Below are 15,997 nucleotides of genomic sequence, written 5' to 3'. Positions count from 1 at the left end.
AGCCTCGCTGGACATGGGACATGGAAGAACGGGCGTGCCGGCGGCGGGGGGCGTCGGCGAGGGCGCGGTCGACGCCGGGACGGGCGATCGACGCGAGTGGGCACGCGCGGGGCGCGTGCCAGGACGGGGCACAGGGCAAGACACGCTTCTCCCGGTCGGGGCGGGCTCGGCCCGCGGCACTCAGGCGGGCGCGGCGCGCCGCATTCCGCCAGTCGTGAAGTCTACGGTGCCGGTCGGCTATCGTAAATTTGTTTAATTCTTTATGAGGTATCGTCCAATCCGATACCGAACCGCCTTCGGAGCATGAGATGCAGATCCCGGCCAACCTGTCGTTGCGGCAGTTGCGCTACTTCGCCGAGGCCGCCGAACTGGGCCAGTTCTCCCAGGCCGCGCGCAAGCTGCACGTCTCCCAGTCGGTGATCACCACCGCGGTCGCGCAGCTGGAGACGATGCTGGGGCTGCGGCTGTTCGACCGGATGCCGCACGGCGTCGCCCTGACCGCCGAGGGCCATCGGTTCCACCAGCACGTCCGCCACGTGCTGGACACGCTGCAGGATGCGCTCAGCGAGCCGACGCTGCTGGCCAATGCGCTGGCCGGCACCGTCCGGGTCGGCGCATCGTACACGGTGCTGGGCTACTTCTTGCCCAGCCTGCTGGCCCGGTTCAAGCGCTCGTATCCGTTGGTGGAGATCGACCTGATCGACATGGATCGCGCCGAGATCGAGCGTGGGGTTGGCGACGGTGCGCTCGATCTGGGGCTGTGCATCATTTCCAACATGGTCGCGCCGCACGTGCTCAGGCGACAGACCCTGATCCGCTCGCGCCGTCAGTTGTGGCTGGCCGAATCGCATCCGCTGGCCCAGTTGCCGACGATCGGACCGGCCGATGTGGCGCCGTATCCCTACATCATGCTGAAGGTGGACGAGGGCGAGGCGTCGGCGATGCGCTACTGGCGCTCGGTGGGGTACACACCGAACGTCGCGTTCCGGACCTCGTCGCTGGAAGCCTTGCGCGGCCTGGTCGCCTATGGATTCGGCGTCAGCATCCTGTCGGACATGGTCTACCGGCCCTGGTCGCTGGAGGGGCGACGGATCGACGTGCGCACGCTCGATGTGGCGGTGCCGCCGATGGAAGTGGGCCTGGTCTGGCGCCCCGACGATCCGTTATCGGCACCTGCGAACGCTCTTCACCAGTTTTTGGTGTTTGCCTGCGAGACCTGAGGCACGTCGCCAATGCTATAGCGTCGGGTTATGCATCACTGCGCAATCCGCAATGGAACCGCGCAGAGAGGCTTGGGTATGCTCGATTGCGAGAAATACGAACGCGATTTCTCCGATCGGAGTCACGAGACGGTGTATCCGGGTGACGCGTCTGCAGCCCGCGCCTGATCGCGCCATACATCGGAGCCAGGGACCGGACCGTCGCTGCTTTGCCCAGTGCCCCGCGCCTCCCCAAAGACCGGGTTCTGTCCGTCCTTACAGGGGTCACCCCCACTTGCCGAGACCGAACACCATGCGCAATCGCGTCGCCCGTCCCTCACTGTTGTCGTTGGCCTGTACCGTCGGCCTGTTCGCCGCTGGCGCGCCGGTCCTGTCCATCGCACAGGATGCGCCCGAATCTGCGGCCATCGCCCGCAGCACGCAGACTCTCGAGGTCGTGCAGGTCACCGCGCAGAAGCGCGTGGAATCGCCCACTGAAATCCCGATGTCGATCAGCGTGCTGGGCGAGGAAGCGCTCGATCGTCTGCAGATCAACAACGTCAACAACCTGGCCGGCGTGATTCCCGGCCTGCAGGTCAACAACCTCGGCTGGCCCGGTCGCACGCAGGTGTCGCTTCGCGGCATCGTGCCGATGGGCAACACGGCCTCGACCGCGATCTACGTCGACGACATCCCGCTGACCCCCAACGGATCGCTGTCCGGCGGCACGTCCGGCATGTTCGACCTGCTGCCCTACGATCTGCAGCACGTCGAAGTGCTGCGCGGTCCGCAGGGCACGCTGTATGGCGCCAGTGCGCTGGGCGGTCTGGTCAAGTACGTCACCCGGCGTCCCGAGCTGGACTACTTCGAAGGTCGGGTCGGGGGCACGGTCAGTGTCATCGATGACGGCGGCCACGTGGGCTACGCCGGACGCGCGTCGATCAATGCGCCCTTGGCCGAAGGCACGCTGGCGATGCGCGCCAGCTACGCCGAGCAGGCGACGCCTGGCTGGATCGACAACCCCGAGCTCCAGCGCCGTGACAGCAACGATGTGCGCCAGAAAGCGGGGCGTGTGTCGCTGCTGTGGCAACCGACCGATACGCTCGAAGTGGTGCTCAGCGCGATCACCCAGCAGAACCGCGCCGACAACCTCGGCGTGGTGTCGATCGATCCGGTGACGCTCGAGCGTTCGCTGCCGGGGCACGCCAGCGACTATCTGCTGGCGCAGCCGAGCACCATCGAGGCCGACGTCTACGGGCTGAGCATCGACTGGGATCTGGGCTGGGCCGATTTCAGTGCATCGAGCAGCTGGCTCGACTCCGACACCTGGCGTGTGCAGGACCTGTCGGCCGAGTACGTGCCGCTGCTCGGTGGCACACCCGGTCGCGGGCCGATGGCCTATGCGGCGCTCGACACCAGGATCGGCCTGCGCAAGTTCACCCAGGAAGTCCGCCTGACCTCCAAGACCACGGGCAGGCTGGCCTGGCAGATCGGCGCGTTCTACACCGATGAGGACGCCGACTACATCGAGTTCGGCGCCATCATGCGCGCGGACATGACGCCGGTGGCCTCGCTGTTCACCGCCGACGTGCTGACCACCTATCGCGAAAAGGCGCTGTTCGGCAACACGACCTGGAAGTTCAACGACCGCTTCGACCTGGCCCTGGGCGTGCGCCACGCGCAGAACGATCAGGTGTTCGACCAGAGCCTGGGCGGTCTGCTGGGCGGCGGACAGGCCTATACCGGCACCTCGTCGGAAAGCGTGACCACCTGGAGCGTCAGTCCGCGCCTGATCTTCGGGCAGGACAGCATGGCCTATCTGCGGGCGGCCAGCGGCTATCGCGCCGGCAGTCCCAATCCGCTGATCGCCAATGCACTGAACGTGCCGCGCCAGGTCGGCGCCGACACGCTGGTCAACTACGAACTGGGGATCAAACGCCATCTGTGGGATCGGCGTGCGCTGGTTGAAGCCGCTGTTTTCCGCATCGACTGGGAGGACATCCGCCTCAACCTGGTGACGCCAAGCGGCATTTCCTATGGCCTCAACGGCGGCACCGCACGCAGCCAGGGCGTCGAATTGAGCGGTTCGGTCGCCGCGACCGACGGCCTGCGCCTGAGCGGCGCACTGACCTATACCGATGCCGAGCTGACCGCGGCGATTCCGGGGCAGGCACCGGCGGGCACGCCGCTGCCGCAGGTCCCCGAGTGGAGCGGCAGCGCGCAGGCGCACTACCAGTTCCCCACGCGCGGCGCGTGGGCCTGGAGCCTGGCCGGCGCCTTGCGCTACTACGGCAGCCGTCCGCTGTCGGTCGCGGCGTCGCAGTCGATCGAGCTGTCGAGCTACCGCCTGCTCGATCTGAGCGCCGAGCTGGGCAGCACCGATGCCTCGTTCCGCTTCTTCGTCAACAACGTCACCAACGAAGACACCTTCACCTCGGCCAGCCGGACGCTGTTCGGTGGCGCGCGTCTGACGCGCTGGAACGGCGTGATGCTGCAACCGCGTACGATCGGCGTCTCGTTCGATTACCGGTTCTGAACATGACGATGTCGCGCACGAGCGTGCGGTGGGCGAGGGCGGTGCTGACGGGCGGACTGCTGCTCGCCGCGCAGGCGCAAGCGGTGGATCCGGACGCGGTGCGTGCGCTGGTGACCGACCCTGCGCACGTGGTGGCGCCCGGCTGTGCGGTCGCCGCATTCCGCGGCGGCGCGCCGGTCCTGTCGGTCTCCGCAGGCCTGGCCGACCTTGAGCAGGCGCGTCCGATCGACGGCCGCACGGTGTTCTACGCGGCTTCGGTGTCCAAACAGTTCACCGCACTGGTGGTCGCGCAACTCGCGGTCGACGGCACGATCGATCTCGACGCCGACGTGCGGCGCTATCTGCCCGAGTTGCCCGCCTATGCCCACAGCGTGACCCCACGGATGTTGCTGCACCACACCGCCGGCGTGCCGGACTGGCTGATGCTCGCCGCGCTGTCGGGTGCGTCGGATTGGGGCACGCTCGATGCGCGCCAGATCATGGGGCTGATCACCGCGCAGCCGCAGACGGCGTTCGTGCCGGGGAGCCGTTACGCCTATTCCAACAGCGGCTACCGGCTGCTCGCCATGCTCGTCGAACGGGTCACCGGTACGGCGTTCGCCGAGCGCGTCCGCACCCATGTGTTCGAGCCGCTGGGCATGCGCGACGCCTTCGTCCTGGACGGTGCTCGGCCGACAGGCCCGAACGTCGCGCACGGCTACGTCCCGGTCGGGGACGGCTTCGAGCGGCGCGACACCTATCCGCTGGTCTCCGGATCGGGCGGGGTGATGCTCAGTGTCGAGGATCTTGCGCGGTACGAGCACGACATCGAGGTCGGTCACCGGGTCTGGACCGCACCGGTGCGCGCGCTGATGTGGACGCCCGCGCGGTTGTCCGACGGTGGTCTGGCCGGTGCGTCCGACGGCCTGGGCTATGCAGGAGGCCTGCGCATCGGTCAGCGCCTGGGCCAGCGCGTCATCCAGCACGCCGGCGGCGCCGAAGCCTTCCGTCTGCAGTACTTGCGACTGCCCGATCGTGGGCTCGCGGTCGCGGTGTTGTGCAACCGCGGCGACCGCGATCCGGTTCCGCTCGCCGATACGGTCGCGGCCATGCTGGAAGGCGACACGCTCTGGTCGCCGACCGCGCAAGCGGCTGTCCGGGCCGGTGACTACACCAATGCGGCGCTGTCCCTGCGCTATCGGATCGACGCGATCGAAGCGGGCGACCGCCTGCGTGCGACGGTCTTCTCGCCGCTGACACCGGCAGCCGGCGAACCACAGGTGTTTCGGCCCGACGATGCCGGCGGCTACATGGCCGAGGATCCGGTCCGGCCGATTCGGCTGCGCTTCCAGCCCGAGGGCGCCGCACTGCAGATGGCGATGGGCGACGCCGTTGTCCGCCTGCTGCGGGTGAGCGAATGACAGACGTCACACAGCCCAGGCGTCGCAGGCGTTGGCTGCGCATCGTGCTCGTGGTTGTTCCCCTGCTGCTGGTCGGCGCGGTGCTGAGCTTGCACCTGCTGATCCGCAAAGGCAGCTGCAGCGCGTCGGTGCCGTTTGCGGCGACATTGCGCGATGCCGACCTCGACGGGGTGCGCATGCGCTGGTCCCTCAGCGGCGATCCTGACGACCGACGTCCGACGCTGGTGATGATCACGGGGCTGGGCAGCGGCCAGAGCACATGGGCGCCCGTGCTCGAGGGCCTGCTGTGGCATGGCCGCGTCTTCACCTACGACCGACCCGGCTACTGCGAGAGCGATGCCGCGCCCCCGGGGCCGCGCGATGTGGGGACGATGGCCGACGAACTGCACGGGCTGCTCGCAGAAACGCAGGTCGCGCCGCCGTACGTGCTGGTCGGCCATTCGCTCGGTGGGCTGGTGGCCGAGGCCTACGCCGCGCGCTATCCCGATCAGATCGCCGGCCTGGTGTTCGACGATGCCCGCGCCTCCGATTTCATGCTGCGCTGCCTGGACACACTGGGCGAGGCGCGGTGCGCCGATCCCTGGTGGGTGGCGCCACTGCTGACGCTCGCGCCGATCCAGTCGCGCGAATTCGCCGCGCTGCCCGACAGCGAAGCCCAGGTGCGCAGCCTGACGCCTGTCTCCGGCGTCCCCGCGCTGGTGCTGTCGGCCGGCGTGCTGCGGCTCGGCGACGATGTCCTGGCGGTCTGGCTGGACAGCCAGCGCGGGCTTGCGTCGCGCTACGGCGCCGAGCAGATCACCTTCGAGGGCAGCTCGCATTTCCTGCATGTGCAGGACCCGGCGCGTTTCGTCCGGCTGGTCGGCGCGTTCGTCGACGCCTTGCCTGCACGGGACGGTGCCCGGGCGCCGCACAGCGACTCAGCTGCCGGGGGTGGGACCGCGCGCCCCGAGCGCGATCGAGAACTGCTTGAGGAACCCCTCGATCAGCCCTGATGGCGGACGTTCTTCGAGGAACATGCACTGCACCTTGAATCCGAGGGCCGGAGACAGGGGGCGCGATGTCAGGCCGGGCGCGGCGAAGGCCTGGGCGGTGAATTCGTCGACGATCGACATGCCCGCACCACACCGGGTCAGCCCGGCGGCGATGTAGAAGGTCTGGTTGGAGACGACCTCGCGCACGCGTACCTCCAAGCGTTGCAGCTCGCGGTTGAACAGGTCGCCCAGCGGTCCTCCGGTCGTCATCCCGAGCAGTTCGCGGTCCTGCAGGTCCTGCAGGGGAATCCGCGCGCCGGGGTCGGGCAGGTCCTGTTCGCGGAACATCAGCACCAGCTCGCCGTCGGCGAGGTCGCGGCGCTTGAGGCGCGGATGCGTGGGCGCGTCATAGCCGATGGCGATGTCGCAACTGCGTTCGTAGAGCGCGCGGAACAGGTCGTCGTGGTGCAGGGTCTGCACTTCGAAGGTGGTGTGCGGATGGCGGTCGCGGAAGCGGGCGATCGCCAATGGCGCCACCTGCAGACCGAGCGAGGGCACCACCGCCAGGCGGATGTGGCCGTCGGTCATGAAGCGCAGGTTGCTGGCGGTCTTCTGCAGCGAGGTCAGGCGCCGGAAGACTTCCGCAGCTTCGTTGGCCAGTGCATGCGCTTCGTCGGTCGGCACCAGGCGGCCGCGCACGCGCCGGAACAGCGCCATGCCGAGCCGCTGCTCGGTATGCGCCAGCACCTTGCTCAGCGCCGGCTGCGAGACATGCAGGATCCGCGCCGCACCGCTGATCGACCCGGTGGTGTAGATCGCATGGAAGACTTCTATCTGGCGGAAACGCATGGTCGGCTCCGGATGACGATCGGCCCGCCGCGCCGATCGCGGCGGCGGCCGTGGCGGCTCAGATGGACAGGGGGGCGGGCGCGGCCTTGAGCGGCTGCGCACAGGCGATGGATGCAGGCTTGGCGGTGTCCACATCGGTGCGGCGGCCGCCGCCCCACAGCGTGGGCGCGGGCGGCTGCAGCAGGCCGCCGACCAGGCGCACGCCACCGGGGTGATCATCACGCAGCCACAGCGGGCCGTCCAGATCCACGAAGCGCGCGTGCCGGCCGACGTGCAACGCTGGCGCGATCGCCAGCGACGAGCAGCCCATGCACCCGACCATGATCTCGAAGCCCTGTGCGCGCGCGGCGTCCAGCAGCGTCAACGCCCCCGTCAGGCCGCCGGTCTTGTCGAGCTTGATGTTGACGACGTCGTAGAGCCCCTGCAGGCGCGGCAGGTCTTCGGCGACATGGCAAGACTCGTCGGCACACAGCAGGGTGACCGAGCGGAAGCCACGCAACTGCTCGTCCTCGCCTGCGGGCAAAGGCTGTTCGACCAATTCCACACGCGTGGCCGCCAGCACCGGCTGCATGGCCTGCAGCAGTTCGAGTGTCCAGCTTTCGTTGGGGTCGACCATCAGCCGGGCCTGCGGCGCGGCATCGCGGACGGCCTGGATCAGCCGCGCCGGATCGTCGGCGCCGACCTTGATCTTGAGCAGGTCCAGATGCGCCTGTCCGCGCGCCGCTTCGGCCATGCGCTCGGCCGTGTCCAGACCGATGGTCTGGGCCGTCGGCAGGCAGGGCAGGCCGGTCTGCCCGAGCAGCGTGGCGACCGGCACGCCGCGGCGCTGCGACTCCAGGTCCCACAATGCGCTGTCGACTGCATTGCGGGCCGCGCCGGCCGGCAGCAGCTGCTGCAACTGCGCGTGGTCGAGTGCGTCCATTTGGATGCGGGCGGGGGCGTCGATCTGCGCGATCACCGACGCGACCGTCTCGCCGTAGCGTGCATAGGGCGTCGATTCGCCGCGTCCGATGCAGCGGCCGTCGCGGATATGGACTTCGACCACCTCGGCGGTGGTGCGCACGCCGCGCGAGATGCGGAACGGGGTGGCCAGCGGCCACGAGCGCGGAAAGGCGCTCAACCAGGGAAGCATGCAAGCATCCTGTCGATGATGGCGTCAGTGCCGTGGCGCAGAGGGTCCTGCGTGGGAAGGCCGAAGCGCTGCTCGATCTCCCGGCACAGACGCAGCGCATCGGCGTCGGGCAGATCGCAGGTATTGAGGGCGATTCCGACCGCCTGCACGCCGGGATTGGTCAGACGCGCCGCTGTGAGGTTGGCGTCCAGCGTGGTGCGCAGATCCGGCAGCGGGACATGCGGCAACCCGCGCATATGCGCGCGTCCCGGTTCGTGGCACAGCACGAGGGCATCGGGCTGGGCGCCGTGCAGCAGCCCCAGCGAGACGCCGGCGAAGGATGCGTGGAACAGCGATCCCTGGCCCTCGATGACGTCCCAGCCGCCATCGCTGCGGGCCGGCGATAGCCATTCGACGCCGCCGGAGATGAAGTCCGCCACCAGCGCATCCAGCGGCAGCCCGCCGCCAGCGATGAAGATCCCGGTCTGGCCGGTCGCGCGGAAGTCGGCGCGCAGGCCGCGCGCGCGCAGCGCCTGGGTGAGCGCCAGCGCGGTGTACATCTTGCCGCTCGAGCAATCGGTGCCGACCGTGAGCAACCGCAGGCCCGCACGTTTCAGACCGGTGCCGACCGGCACCTCGGGCGGCGTGCGGGCATCGAACAGATGGCGGCCGTTGCGCCGTGCGGCGTCGACGATCGCCGGGTGTGCGGTGAGTCGCTCATGCAGGCCCGATGCGACGTGGAGGCCGGCGTCCAGCGCGGCGATGACATCGGCGACGATCGCGGGTCCAAGCTGGCCGCCGGCATTGGCGACGCCCACGATGAGGGTGTTGACGCCGGCGGCCCGGGCTTGGGCAAAGCCCATGTCCGCCAGATCCACACTGGTGCGGCAGTGCGGTCCGCGGAACTGGGCCCGGCACCAGTGCGGCCGGAAACGGGCCAGACCGCGCGCGGTCTTGGCCGCGAGTGCGTCCTGCGCATCGCCCAGGTACAGCAGGAAGGGCGGCGGCCACAGCGCGGAGCAGGCGGGATCGGACGACATGCGAAGACCTGGGCTCGGCCCACACCGGGACGGCGTCCATCTTCGTTGGCGTGTGCGGGGCGGGCTAGTGAATAAACGCCCCCGGTCCATAGCCGGGGATTATGGACTGGCGACGGCGGGGCCCTTCCGTATCAGCCCACGCTCCGCGCAGTTGATGGCGCGACGGCCGGCCCGAAGGCATCGCCGCGACGCGTCCAGAGTTGCTTCGACGCGTACAGCAGCAAGGGCACCACATAGGTCGCCAGCACCGCGTAGGCCAGCAGGCGGTAGCCCTTGGCGATGAGCGCGACGAGTCCGATCGCATCGGCCAGGAACACCGCGCCGAGCAGGATTGCGGCGACGAGCGCCGTGCGCAGGGCCGTGCCCGGTTCGGTGCCGGTGCGCTCGCGCCAGTTGCTGCGGATACGCGCATCGACCGAGGCCATCAGCGCCACGCCGGTCTCCAGCAACGCGACCATAATCATCAGACGGAACAGCCACTGGAACCACGGCAGCCCCAGCTTGCCGAGCATCACGTCCGACGGCAGCGGCGCGTCGGCGATGTCGGGCAGGAAGGCCAACATGCAGACGTAGAACACCATCGCCGGGACGATCGCCAGCGGGCCGGCGAGCGCGCCGGCGACGACGGCGTCGCGCCGGCACAGCAGGTGGCGGACCACGATCAGCGTCGAAACCGCCGCGAACACGTTGTAGCCGGCGTAGGTCAGCCCATCGAGCGCCCAGCGCGGCCCAAGGCCACTGCTGCTGGACATGCGCGCCATTGCGTCATCGCCGAAGCGAAACAGGATCAGGCATGCCGCCAGCGCGTAGACCACGTACATGAACAGCGACATCAGCTTGAACAGCCGCTCGACGGCCGTCGTGCCCGCCCGGACGACCGCCGTGATCACCACCACCAGCAGCAAGGTGCCGACCAGGCGCGGCCAGTCGAACATGGTCGAGGCCAGTTCACCGGCCGCGGCCCCGAACACCGCCAACACGACGACGATCAGCGCCAGATAGGCGACCTCGAACGTCCACCAGCCGCGGCCGAGCAGATGCTGAAAGAAACTGCGGTAGTCGTAGGCGCGGATCGCCCGCGCTAGCAGGAACGTCAGGATGCACACGACGCTCCATACGACCATCGACAGGGTCATGGCGGCCAGCCCGCCCCATGGGCCCGATGGCAGGAAGAACTCCGCCAGTTCGCGCCCGGTGGCGTAGCCGCCGCCGATGACCGCCGACTTGAAGGCCAGACCGGGCAACAGATAGCGCTGGAACCGGCTGGCCTGCGTCGTCATCGCGCGGCGTCCGCCGAGTCGAACAGGTAGAAGTCGCGTACGGTGCGTGCGATCTCGGCAATCACGCGTTCGCGGTCCGGCCGGGGCGCGTTGCTGGCCTTGACGAACGCGGCGATGACGAACTGGCTGCCGTCGGGCAGGGTGACCACGCCGACGTCGTTGACCGTGCCGCCGACGGTGCCGCTCTTGTCGGCGACGACGGTGCCTGCCGGCATGCGCCCGCGCAGGCGCGCATCGCATGTCCGGCAGCGTTCCATCACGCTGGTCAGCACGCGGGTGCTCGCCTCGCTCAGCGCCTGGCCGGTGAAGATGCGCTGCAGCAGCGTGGCCATCGCCGGCGGCGTTGAGGTGTCGCGCGGGTCGTTGTCGTACGGCGCGTAGGCACCGGCGCCGCGCTTGGCGAGTTCGGGATTGGCCGTCACCAGTTCCACCACCTCGGCCTTGCTCAGGCCGGAGGTATCGACGCCGAAGAACTCCTTGAGCAGGGTGCGGGTGTCGCGATCCAGGCGCTGGTCCTCGATACCCTGACCGCGCAGCCAGGCGGTCACCGCCGCAGGCCCGCCGGCCTGCTCGACCAACACGTCGGTCGCGGTGTTGTCGCTGTTGGTCATCATCACTTCGATCAGGTTATGGATCGACAGGCTGACGCCCGGATGGATGAAGTGCTCGGCGATCACCAGCGAATCGACGTACTTCTCCGGGGCCACTGCGACCATCGTGTCCAGTTGGAGCTCGCCGGCATCGACCTTGGACAGGATCGCCGCGGCGACCGCGATCTTGAACGTGCTCGCCATCGGGTAGCGCTGATCGGCGTTGAGGTGGACCGGCGTGCCTCTGCCGTCCAGGCGCCATGCCGAGACGCCAACAGTGCCATCGATCGACGAGGCCAGGCGCGCGATCTCCTGCTCGACCACGCGGCTGTCCGCCGATGCCGACAGCGATGCGATGCCCAGCGCGAACGCCAGACCGACGACCAGGGTGTTTTTCAGACGTTTCATGCGATGCATGCCTCCACAATGCGTTCAAAACCGGTGTTAGCGCGCATCGGGTCGCCCGCAGGCAGGCCGAGACGCGAGGACACTTCAGCGCAGGCCGCCAGGGCGGCCTCCGGACTCATGCCATGCGTGTTCAAACTGACGCCCACACAGCGGATCGCAGGGTTGGTGCGGCTGCCCAGGCGCACCGTCAGGTCGATCACGTCCTCGATCGAGGGCAGGGGGTAGTCGGGGTAGCCGAGCACGTGGGCGCGGCCTGGTTGGTGGCAGACGACGAACACATCCGGCTGGCTGCCATGCAGCAAGCCCAGGGTTACGCCTGCATAGGCAGGATGGAACAACGAGCCCTGGCCTTCGATCACGTCCCAATGGTCATGCGCGGCGTCGGGACTGAGCTGCTCGGCGGCGCCGGCCGAGAAGTCCGCGACCATCGCATCCATCGGCAGACCGCCCCCGGCGATCAGGATGCCGGTCTGCCCGGTAGCACGGAAATCGGCATCGACACCGCGCTCGCGCAGGCCTTTGACCAGCCCCAGCGCGGTGTACTTCTTGCCCAGCGCGCAATCGGTGCCGACGGTCAGCACGCGCTTGCCGCTGCGCTTGCGGCCATTGGCGACCGGAATGCCCGGCGGCGGGACGCGCACGCTGATCAATCGGCGATCGAGCCGGGCCGCAGCCTCGGCCAGCTCTGGAATGTTGGCGAGCACCTGGTGCATGCCGCTGACCAAGTCCAGGCCCTGCTCCATGGCCTCGAGCAGCGACGGGATCCAGCCCGGCAGGATCGCGCCGCCCTGGTTGGCGATGCCGATCACCAGCGAACGTGCGCCGGCGGCGTAGGCCTGCGCAGGCGTCATCGACGGCAGGCCGGTACTGACGGTCGCCGCGGGCAGGGCCCATTCGCCGATGCAGTGCTCCGGCGCCCAGTCGCGCAGACCGATCGCGGTCTTGGCAAAGCCCGGCTCGGTCACATCGCCGAGGAAGAGCAGGTACGGCTGCGGCAACGCGATGACCGCGTGCGCCGCGCCGTTCGAAGAAGGTGTCATGGGGTGAAGCTCCAGTGGGGCGTGGACAGCAGGGGAGAGCAGGCGCGACGACGCGCCCGCAGATTGCAGGGGGGAGCGGCATGTACGCAGCGGCGGGCGCTGCGTGCAGCGGACCTCAGAAGCGGTAGTCGATCGAGACGCCGACCGTGCGTGGCTGCAGCGGCACGCCGCGCAGCTGCGCGACTTCACCGGTCAACGCGCTCGGCCACTCGCTGATCGACAGGTAGCTCTGCTCGTCGGTGGCGTTGCGCACGTACAGCCGCCAGGTCCAGGTCATGTTGCTGAGTTCGGCATGCAGGTCGACCGACTCGTAGGCCTCGATCGGATAGCCGTTGATCCCGGTACGATCGCCGGTGTAGCGATATCCCCCGCCGACCTTGCCGCGCCAGCCGGCGGTGACGTCGAAATCGTAGTCGAGCGTCGTCGACCAGCTGCGCCGTGGCGTGAGCGGCATACGACCACCCGGTATCAATCCGCTCTCCGGTGGCACCTGTTCACCGATGTTCGAATCGGTATAGGCCGCATTGACGCCCCAGGTCAGCCCCTGTGTCGCCTGTAGCAGGAAACTCAGTTCCGCGCCTTCGCTGCGCGCGTCGCCGGCATTGGCCAGATAGTTGAGACCGGTATCGGTGACCGCGCCGACCTGCAGGCCGGACCAGTCGATGCGGAACAGCGCCACGTCGAGCATCGCCCGCCGCTGCCAGAACTGGGTCTTGAAGCCCAGTTCGTAGTTGCGCGAGGTGTCCGAGGCCACCATCGAAGGCACGCCCGGCAGCGCGAGGTTCGGCCCACCGGCGCGGTAGCCGGTGGCCACGCGCGCATAGAGCATGGCGTCGGGATTGAGATGCCAGCGCGAGGCGAGCTTCCAGGTCTTGACCGTCTCGCTTGAATTGCCAACCTCGTCGGCCTCGCCGACCAGCGCGCCCGTCGTGAGCTGGTTGTACCACTGCGTATTGCGCGCCACGCGTGCGCCGCCGGATAGGTCGAAGCGCGGCGACAACTTCCAGGTCACATCGGCGAACGCCGCCGTCTCCTCGTAGGTATTGGGCAGCGCGATGACGGCGGCCGGATTGAACGGCAGCGCGTCGCCGTCGCCGTCCCAGCCGAGGACCGACTGCGCATTGTCGTTGTCCTCGTCGGTATAGAACGCACCGACCAGCCAGTCCAGCCGGTCGCCCGTCTTCGAGGTCAGGCGGATCTCCTGGGTAAACTTGCGGTTCTCCATGTCCAGATCGAACGCCGCGGTGCCGGCGCTGGCACCGAACAGTGGCCAGGCAACGCCGTAGGATGGGGAGGCGTCCTGGGTGACCGCCAGACGGGTCGACACGAACGAGCTGGCGGAGACGAAGTCGGCCCATCCCAGATCCCAGTCCAGCGTGGCCGAGTAGAAATCGATCTCGTTGCGATAGGGCTGCAGCAACGCGGACGTGCCATCGAGCATGCCTCGCTCGGGACGCAGGGTGTCCGGGTCAAGGCCGACCTCGGCCACCGAATCGGCATCGACCTTCTGCCACAGGCCCTGCAGGCGCAGTTGCACGGCCTCCGACAGATTGAAGGTGAAGGCCAGGCGCGCAGCCAGCTGTTCGTAGTCGTTGGTGTCAGTCAAGCCGAGCTTGGACTCGTCGACATAGCCGGGCGTGGCCTGCCGCGCGAAACTCACGCGCATACCCGCCCGTCCTTCGCTCAGCGGGACGTTCGCGGCCATGCGCACGCCGGTGCCCAGGTCGTCGGCCGCACCGACGTGGTTGACGTCCATGCCGGCCCGGAACTCGAAATGATCGGGATCGGCCGAACGCGTGATGTACTTGAGCAGACCGCCCATCGCCGATGCGCCATACAGCGTGCCCTGCGGGCCGCGCAGAACTTCCACGCTCTCCACGTCGTAGGGCAGCAGATCAAGCGCGTAGCTGCCGGTGCGCTGTTTGTTGCCGCTGGCGTTGATCGGGCTGTCGTCGATGTAGGTGCCGATGATCGCGCCGGTCCCCAGCGGCGCCATGCCGCGCAACGCGATCGAGGTGATGCCAGGGGCACCGCCGCTGTCGACCTGGAAGCCGGGCACGTAGGCGGCGTAGTCGGTCAGGCTGCTGGCGTTGATCGATTCGAGCCGGCTCTCGCCGATCACGCTGATGCCCATCGGCACGTCCATGATGCTCTCGCTGCGCTTCTGCGCAGTGGCGACCACGCGGTCGAGCTCCACCGCATCGGGCACCGTGCGACCGCCCTCATCCTGTGCGTCCTGCGCGAACGCCTGGGGGAGCTGGCCGGCACAACACATGGCCAGCGTGGAGGCGAGAATCGAACGTTTCATCGTGCGCATGCCGGGCTCCGCAATGGGTGTGATCAGGTGGGAAGAACGATCGGTTTCCAGGTCTGGCCGAGCAGACGCCGGAAATTGCCGCCGAGGATCTGGCGGATATGGCCATCGCTGTAGCCGCGACGGATCAGGACCTCGACGAGGTCGTAGGTCTTGCGGGGATGGTCGAAGCCGTCGGTGTCGATCCGCTCGCGGAAGGCGTAGCTGGCCTTGTAGCCGGCGCGCAACGCCGCGCCCTGGTCGCCGGGCATGTCGTCGTAGCCGTGCAGATCGGCGTCCGAGCCGATGCCGACATGGTCGATGCCCACCAGCTTCACGACATGGTCGATGTGGTCGACCATGTGCTCGATCGTCGTGGGCTCGCGGTCGCGCACGAACATGCGCACGCCGGTGATGCCCATGACACCGCCCTTGGCCGCGAGCTTGCGGATCGCCTCGTCGGTCTTGACCCGCGGGTGGTCGTTGAGCGCGCGGCAGTTGGAATGGGTGATCGCGACCGGGCGCGGCGACAGCTCGATCGTGTCGAGTGTGGTGCGTTCCCCGCAGTGGGAGACGTCGATCAGCATGCCCGATGCGTTCATCGCCTCGATGATCTGCACGCCGAAATCGCTGACCCCACCGTCGACCCGGTCGGTGGCGCCCGACCCGAGCAGGTTCTGGGCGTTATAGGTGAGCTGGGCGCAGCGCATGCCCAGGCCGTAGAACATCGCGACATCGGCCGGCGTGCGGAAATGCTCGGCGTTCTGCACACCGATCATCACCGCGACCTTGCCATCGGCCTTGGCCCGGTCGAGGTCGTCCGCCTCGCCGACCAGCGTGAACACATGGCTGTTGCGGCCGACGAAGCCGTTCCATGCGGCCATGTACTTGAGCGTGTCCTGGAATGCGTCCGGACCGCCGAGACCGACCGCGTGATGGAGCGCGGTAATGCCGCTGGCGCGCATGTCGGCCGCGTCCTGCTCACTGATCCGGATCGCCGGGTACTCGGGGCGGAAGTCGAGCTTGATCACGCCGAGCATGTCGATGACCAGGGACTCGCGGACCAGGTCGATCGCACGCGTGGAGTAGGCGGTCGCGACGCCGGGCACCACGGCATGGCGGCCGCGTGCGATGACGGGAAACGCGATCGCGCCTGCGGCCAGGGCGGCCACGCCGCCGAGCAGGCGGCGGCGGGTCACAGTAGGGGTCCGCGGTGCGGTCGACATGACAGTCCTTTCCGATAATCCCGTTACGGGAATATTTATCCTGATCAGAAAATT

General features: G+C 68.4%; 12 protein-coding genes. 4 read left to right on the top strand and 8 right to left on the bottom strand.

What is annotated here, in order from left to right; genetic code table 11:
- Nucleotides 1–308: 308 nt before the first annotated feature.
- The 4 genes from MNO14_RS08450 to MNO14_RS08435 all read left to right on the top strand — a co-directional run bounded on the left by MNO14_RS08450 (nt 309) and on the right by MNO14_RS08435 (nt 6,127).
- Nucleotides 309–1,220 carry a LysR family transcriptional regulator gene (locus MNO14_RS08450; protein ID WP_241943334.1) on the top strand — a complete coding sequence of 304 codons (912 nt, stop codon included), beginning with the start codon at nt 309–311 and terminating at the stop codon, nt 1,218–1,220.
- Between the two features lie 292 nt (nt 1,221–1,512).
- Nucleotides 1,513–3,735: a TonB-dependent receptor gene (locus MNO14_RS08445; RefSeq protein WP_241943333.1), complete on the top strand. Its 2,223-nt coding sequence runs from the start codon at nt 1,513–1,515 to the stop codon at nt 3,733–3,735.
- Nucleotides 3,736–3,743: 8 nt separating this feature from the next.
- The gene (locus MNO14_RS08440) at nt 3,744–5,135 is read left to right on the top strand and encodes a serine hydrolase domain-containing protein (RefSeq protein ID WP_241943332.1); all 1,392 of its coding nucleotides are present in this window, start codon (nt 3,744–3,746) and stop codon (nt 5,133–5,135) included.
- On the top strand, nt 5,132–6,127 hold the full coding sequence (locus tag MNO14_RS08435; RefSeq protein ID WP_241943331.1) for an alpha/beta fold hydrolase: 996 nt from the start codon (nt 5,132–5,134) through the stop codon (nt 6,125–6,127). The genes MNO14_RS08440 and MNO14_RS08435 overlap by 4 nt, the downstream gene beginning before the upstream one ends.
- On the opposite strand, the gene MNO14_RS08430 is transcribed toward MNO14_RS08435, so the two are convergent.
- The 8 genes from MNO14_RS08430 to MNO14_RS08395 form a co-directional block, all read right to left on the bottom strand.
- Nucleotides 6,053–6,955: a LysR substrate-binding domain-containing protein gene (locus MNO14_RS08430; RefSeq protein WP_241943330.1), complete on the bottom strand. Its 903-nt coding sequence runs from the start codon at nt 6,953–6,955 to the stop codon at nt 6,053–6,055. The genes MNO14_RS08435 and MNO14_RS08430 overlap by 75 nt on opposite strands.
- 58 nt (nt 6,956–7,013) lie before the next feature.
- A complete protein-coding gene (gene dgcA / locus MNO14_RS08425; RefSeq protein ID WP_241943329.1) occupies nt 7,014–8,087 on the bottom strand; it encodes an N-acetyl-D-Glu racemase DgcA in 1,074 nt (357 codons plus the stop codon).
- Nucleotides 8,072–9,106 (bottom strand): N-acetyltransferase DgcN, encoded by a 1,035-nt coding sequence (dgcN, locus tag MNO14_RS08420; RefSeq protein ID WP_241943328.1) that lies wholly within the window; start codon nt 9,104–9,106, stop codon nt 8,072–8,074. The genes dgcA and dgcN overlap by 16 nt, the downstream gene beginning before the upstream one ends.
- 131 nt (nt 9,107–9,237) lie before the next feature.
- Complete coding sequence (locus tag MNO14_RS08415) at nt 9,238–10,386, bottom strand: hypothetical protein (protein ID WP_241943327.1); 1,149 nt, start codon at nt 10,384–10,386, stop codon at nt 9,238–9,240.
- On the bottom strand, nt 10,383–11,384 hold the full coding sequence (bla, locus tag MNO14_RS08410) for a class A beta-lactamase (RefSeq protein ID WP_241943326.1): 1,002 nt from the start codon (nt 11,382–11,384) through the stop codon (nt 10,383–10,385). The genes MNO14_RS08415 and bla overlap by 4 nt, the downstream gene beginning before the upstream one ends.
- Nucleotides 11,381–12,424 (bottom strand): DUF1611 domain-containing protein, encoded by a 1,044-nt coding sequence (locus tag MNO14_RS08405; protein ID WP_241943325.1) that lies wholly within the window; start codon nt 12,422–12,424, stop codon nt 11,381–11,383. The genes bla and MNO14_RS08405 overlap by 4 nt, the downstream gene beginning before the upstream one ends.
- Nucleotides 12,425–12,539: 115 nt before the next feature.
- Nucleotides 12,540–14,741: a TonB-dependent receptor gene (locus MNO14_RS08400; protein WP_241943324.1), complete on the bottom strand. Its 2,202-nt coding sequence runs from the start codon at nt 14,739–14,741 to the stop codon at nt 12,540–12,542.
- Between the two features lie 23 nt (nt 14,742–14,764).
- On the bottom strand, nt 14,765–15,916 hold the full coding sequence (locus MNO14_RS08395) for a membrane dipeptidase (RefSeq protein WP_241943323.1): 1,152 nt from the start codon (nt 15,914–15,916) through the stop codon (nt 14,765–14,767).
- Nucleotides 15,917–15,997 lie beyond the last annotated feature (81 nt).

Source organism: Luteimonas sp. S4-F44 (assembly GCF_022637415.1).
Classification (GTDB): domain Bacteria; phylum Pseudomonadota; class Gammaproteobacteria; order Xanthomonadales; family Xanthomonadaceae; genus Luteimonas.
Note: the sequence above shows the minus strand (reverse complement) of the source record. Positions and strands in the feature narration are given on the sequence as shown.

What these genes read in the sequence shown, in the direction of transcription:
- MNO14_RS08450 (WP_241943334.1), top strand. Translation starts at nt 309, where the DNA reads ATGCAGATCCCGGCCAACCTGTCGTTGCGGCAGTTGCGCTACTTCGCC.
- MNO14_RS08445 (WP_241943333.1), top strand. Translation starts at nt 1,513, where the DNA reads ATGCGCAATCGCGTCGCCCGTCCCTCACTGTTGTCGTTGGCCTGTACC.
- MNO14_RS08440 (WP_241943332.1), top strand. Translation starts at nt 3,744, where the DNA reads ATGTCGCGCACGAGCGTGCGGTGGGCGAGGGCGGTGCTGACGGGCGGA.
- MNO14_RS08435 (WP_241943331.1), top strand. Translation starts at nt 5,132, where the DNA reads ATGACAGACGTCACACAGCCCAGGCGTCGCAGGCGTTGGCTGCGCATC.
- MNO14_RS08430 (WP_241943330.1), bottom strand. Translation starts at nt 6,955, where the DNA reads ATGCGTTTCCGCCAGATAGAAGTCTTCCATGCGATCTACACCACCGGG.
- dgcA (WP_241943329.1), bottom strand. Translation starts at nt 8,087, where the DNA reads ATGCTTCCCTGGTTGAGCGCCTTTCCGCGCTCGTGGCCGCTGGCCACC.
- dgcN (WP_241943328.1), bottom strand. Translation starts at nt 9,106, where the DNA reads ATGTCGTCCGATCCCGCCTGCTCCGCGCTGTGGCCGCCGCCCTTCCTG.
- MNO14_RS08415 (WP_241943327.1), bottom strand. Translation starts at nt 10,386, where the DNA reads ATGACGACGCAGGCCAGCCGGTTCCAGCGCTATCTGTTGCCCGGTCTG.
- bla (WP_241943326.1), bottom strand. Translation starts at nt 11,384, where the DNA reads ATGAAACGTCTGAAAAACACCCTGGTCGTCGGTCTGGCGTTCGCGCTG.
- MNO14_RS08405 (WP_241943325.1), bottom strand. Translation starts at nt 12,424, where the DNA reads ATGACACCTTCTTCGAACGGCGCGGCGCACGCGGTCATCGCGTTGCCG.
- MNO14_RS08400 (WP_241943324.1), bottom strand. Translation starts at nt 14,741, where the DNA reads ATGCGCACGATGAAACGTTCGATTCTCGCCTCCACGCTGGCCATGTGT.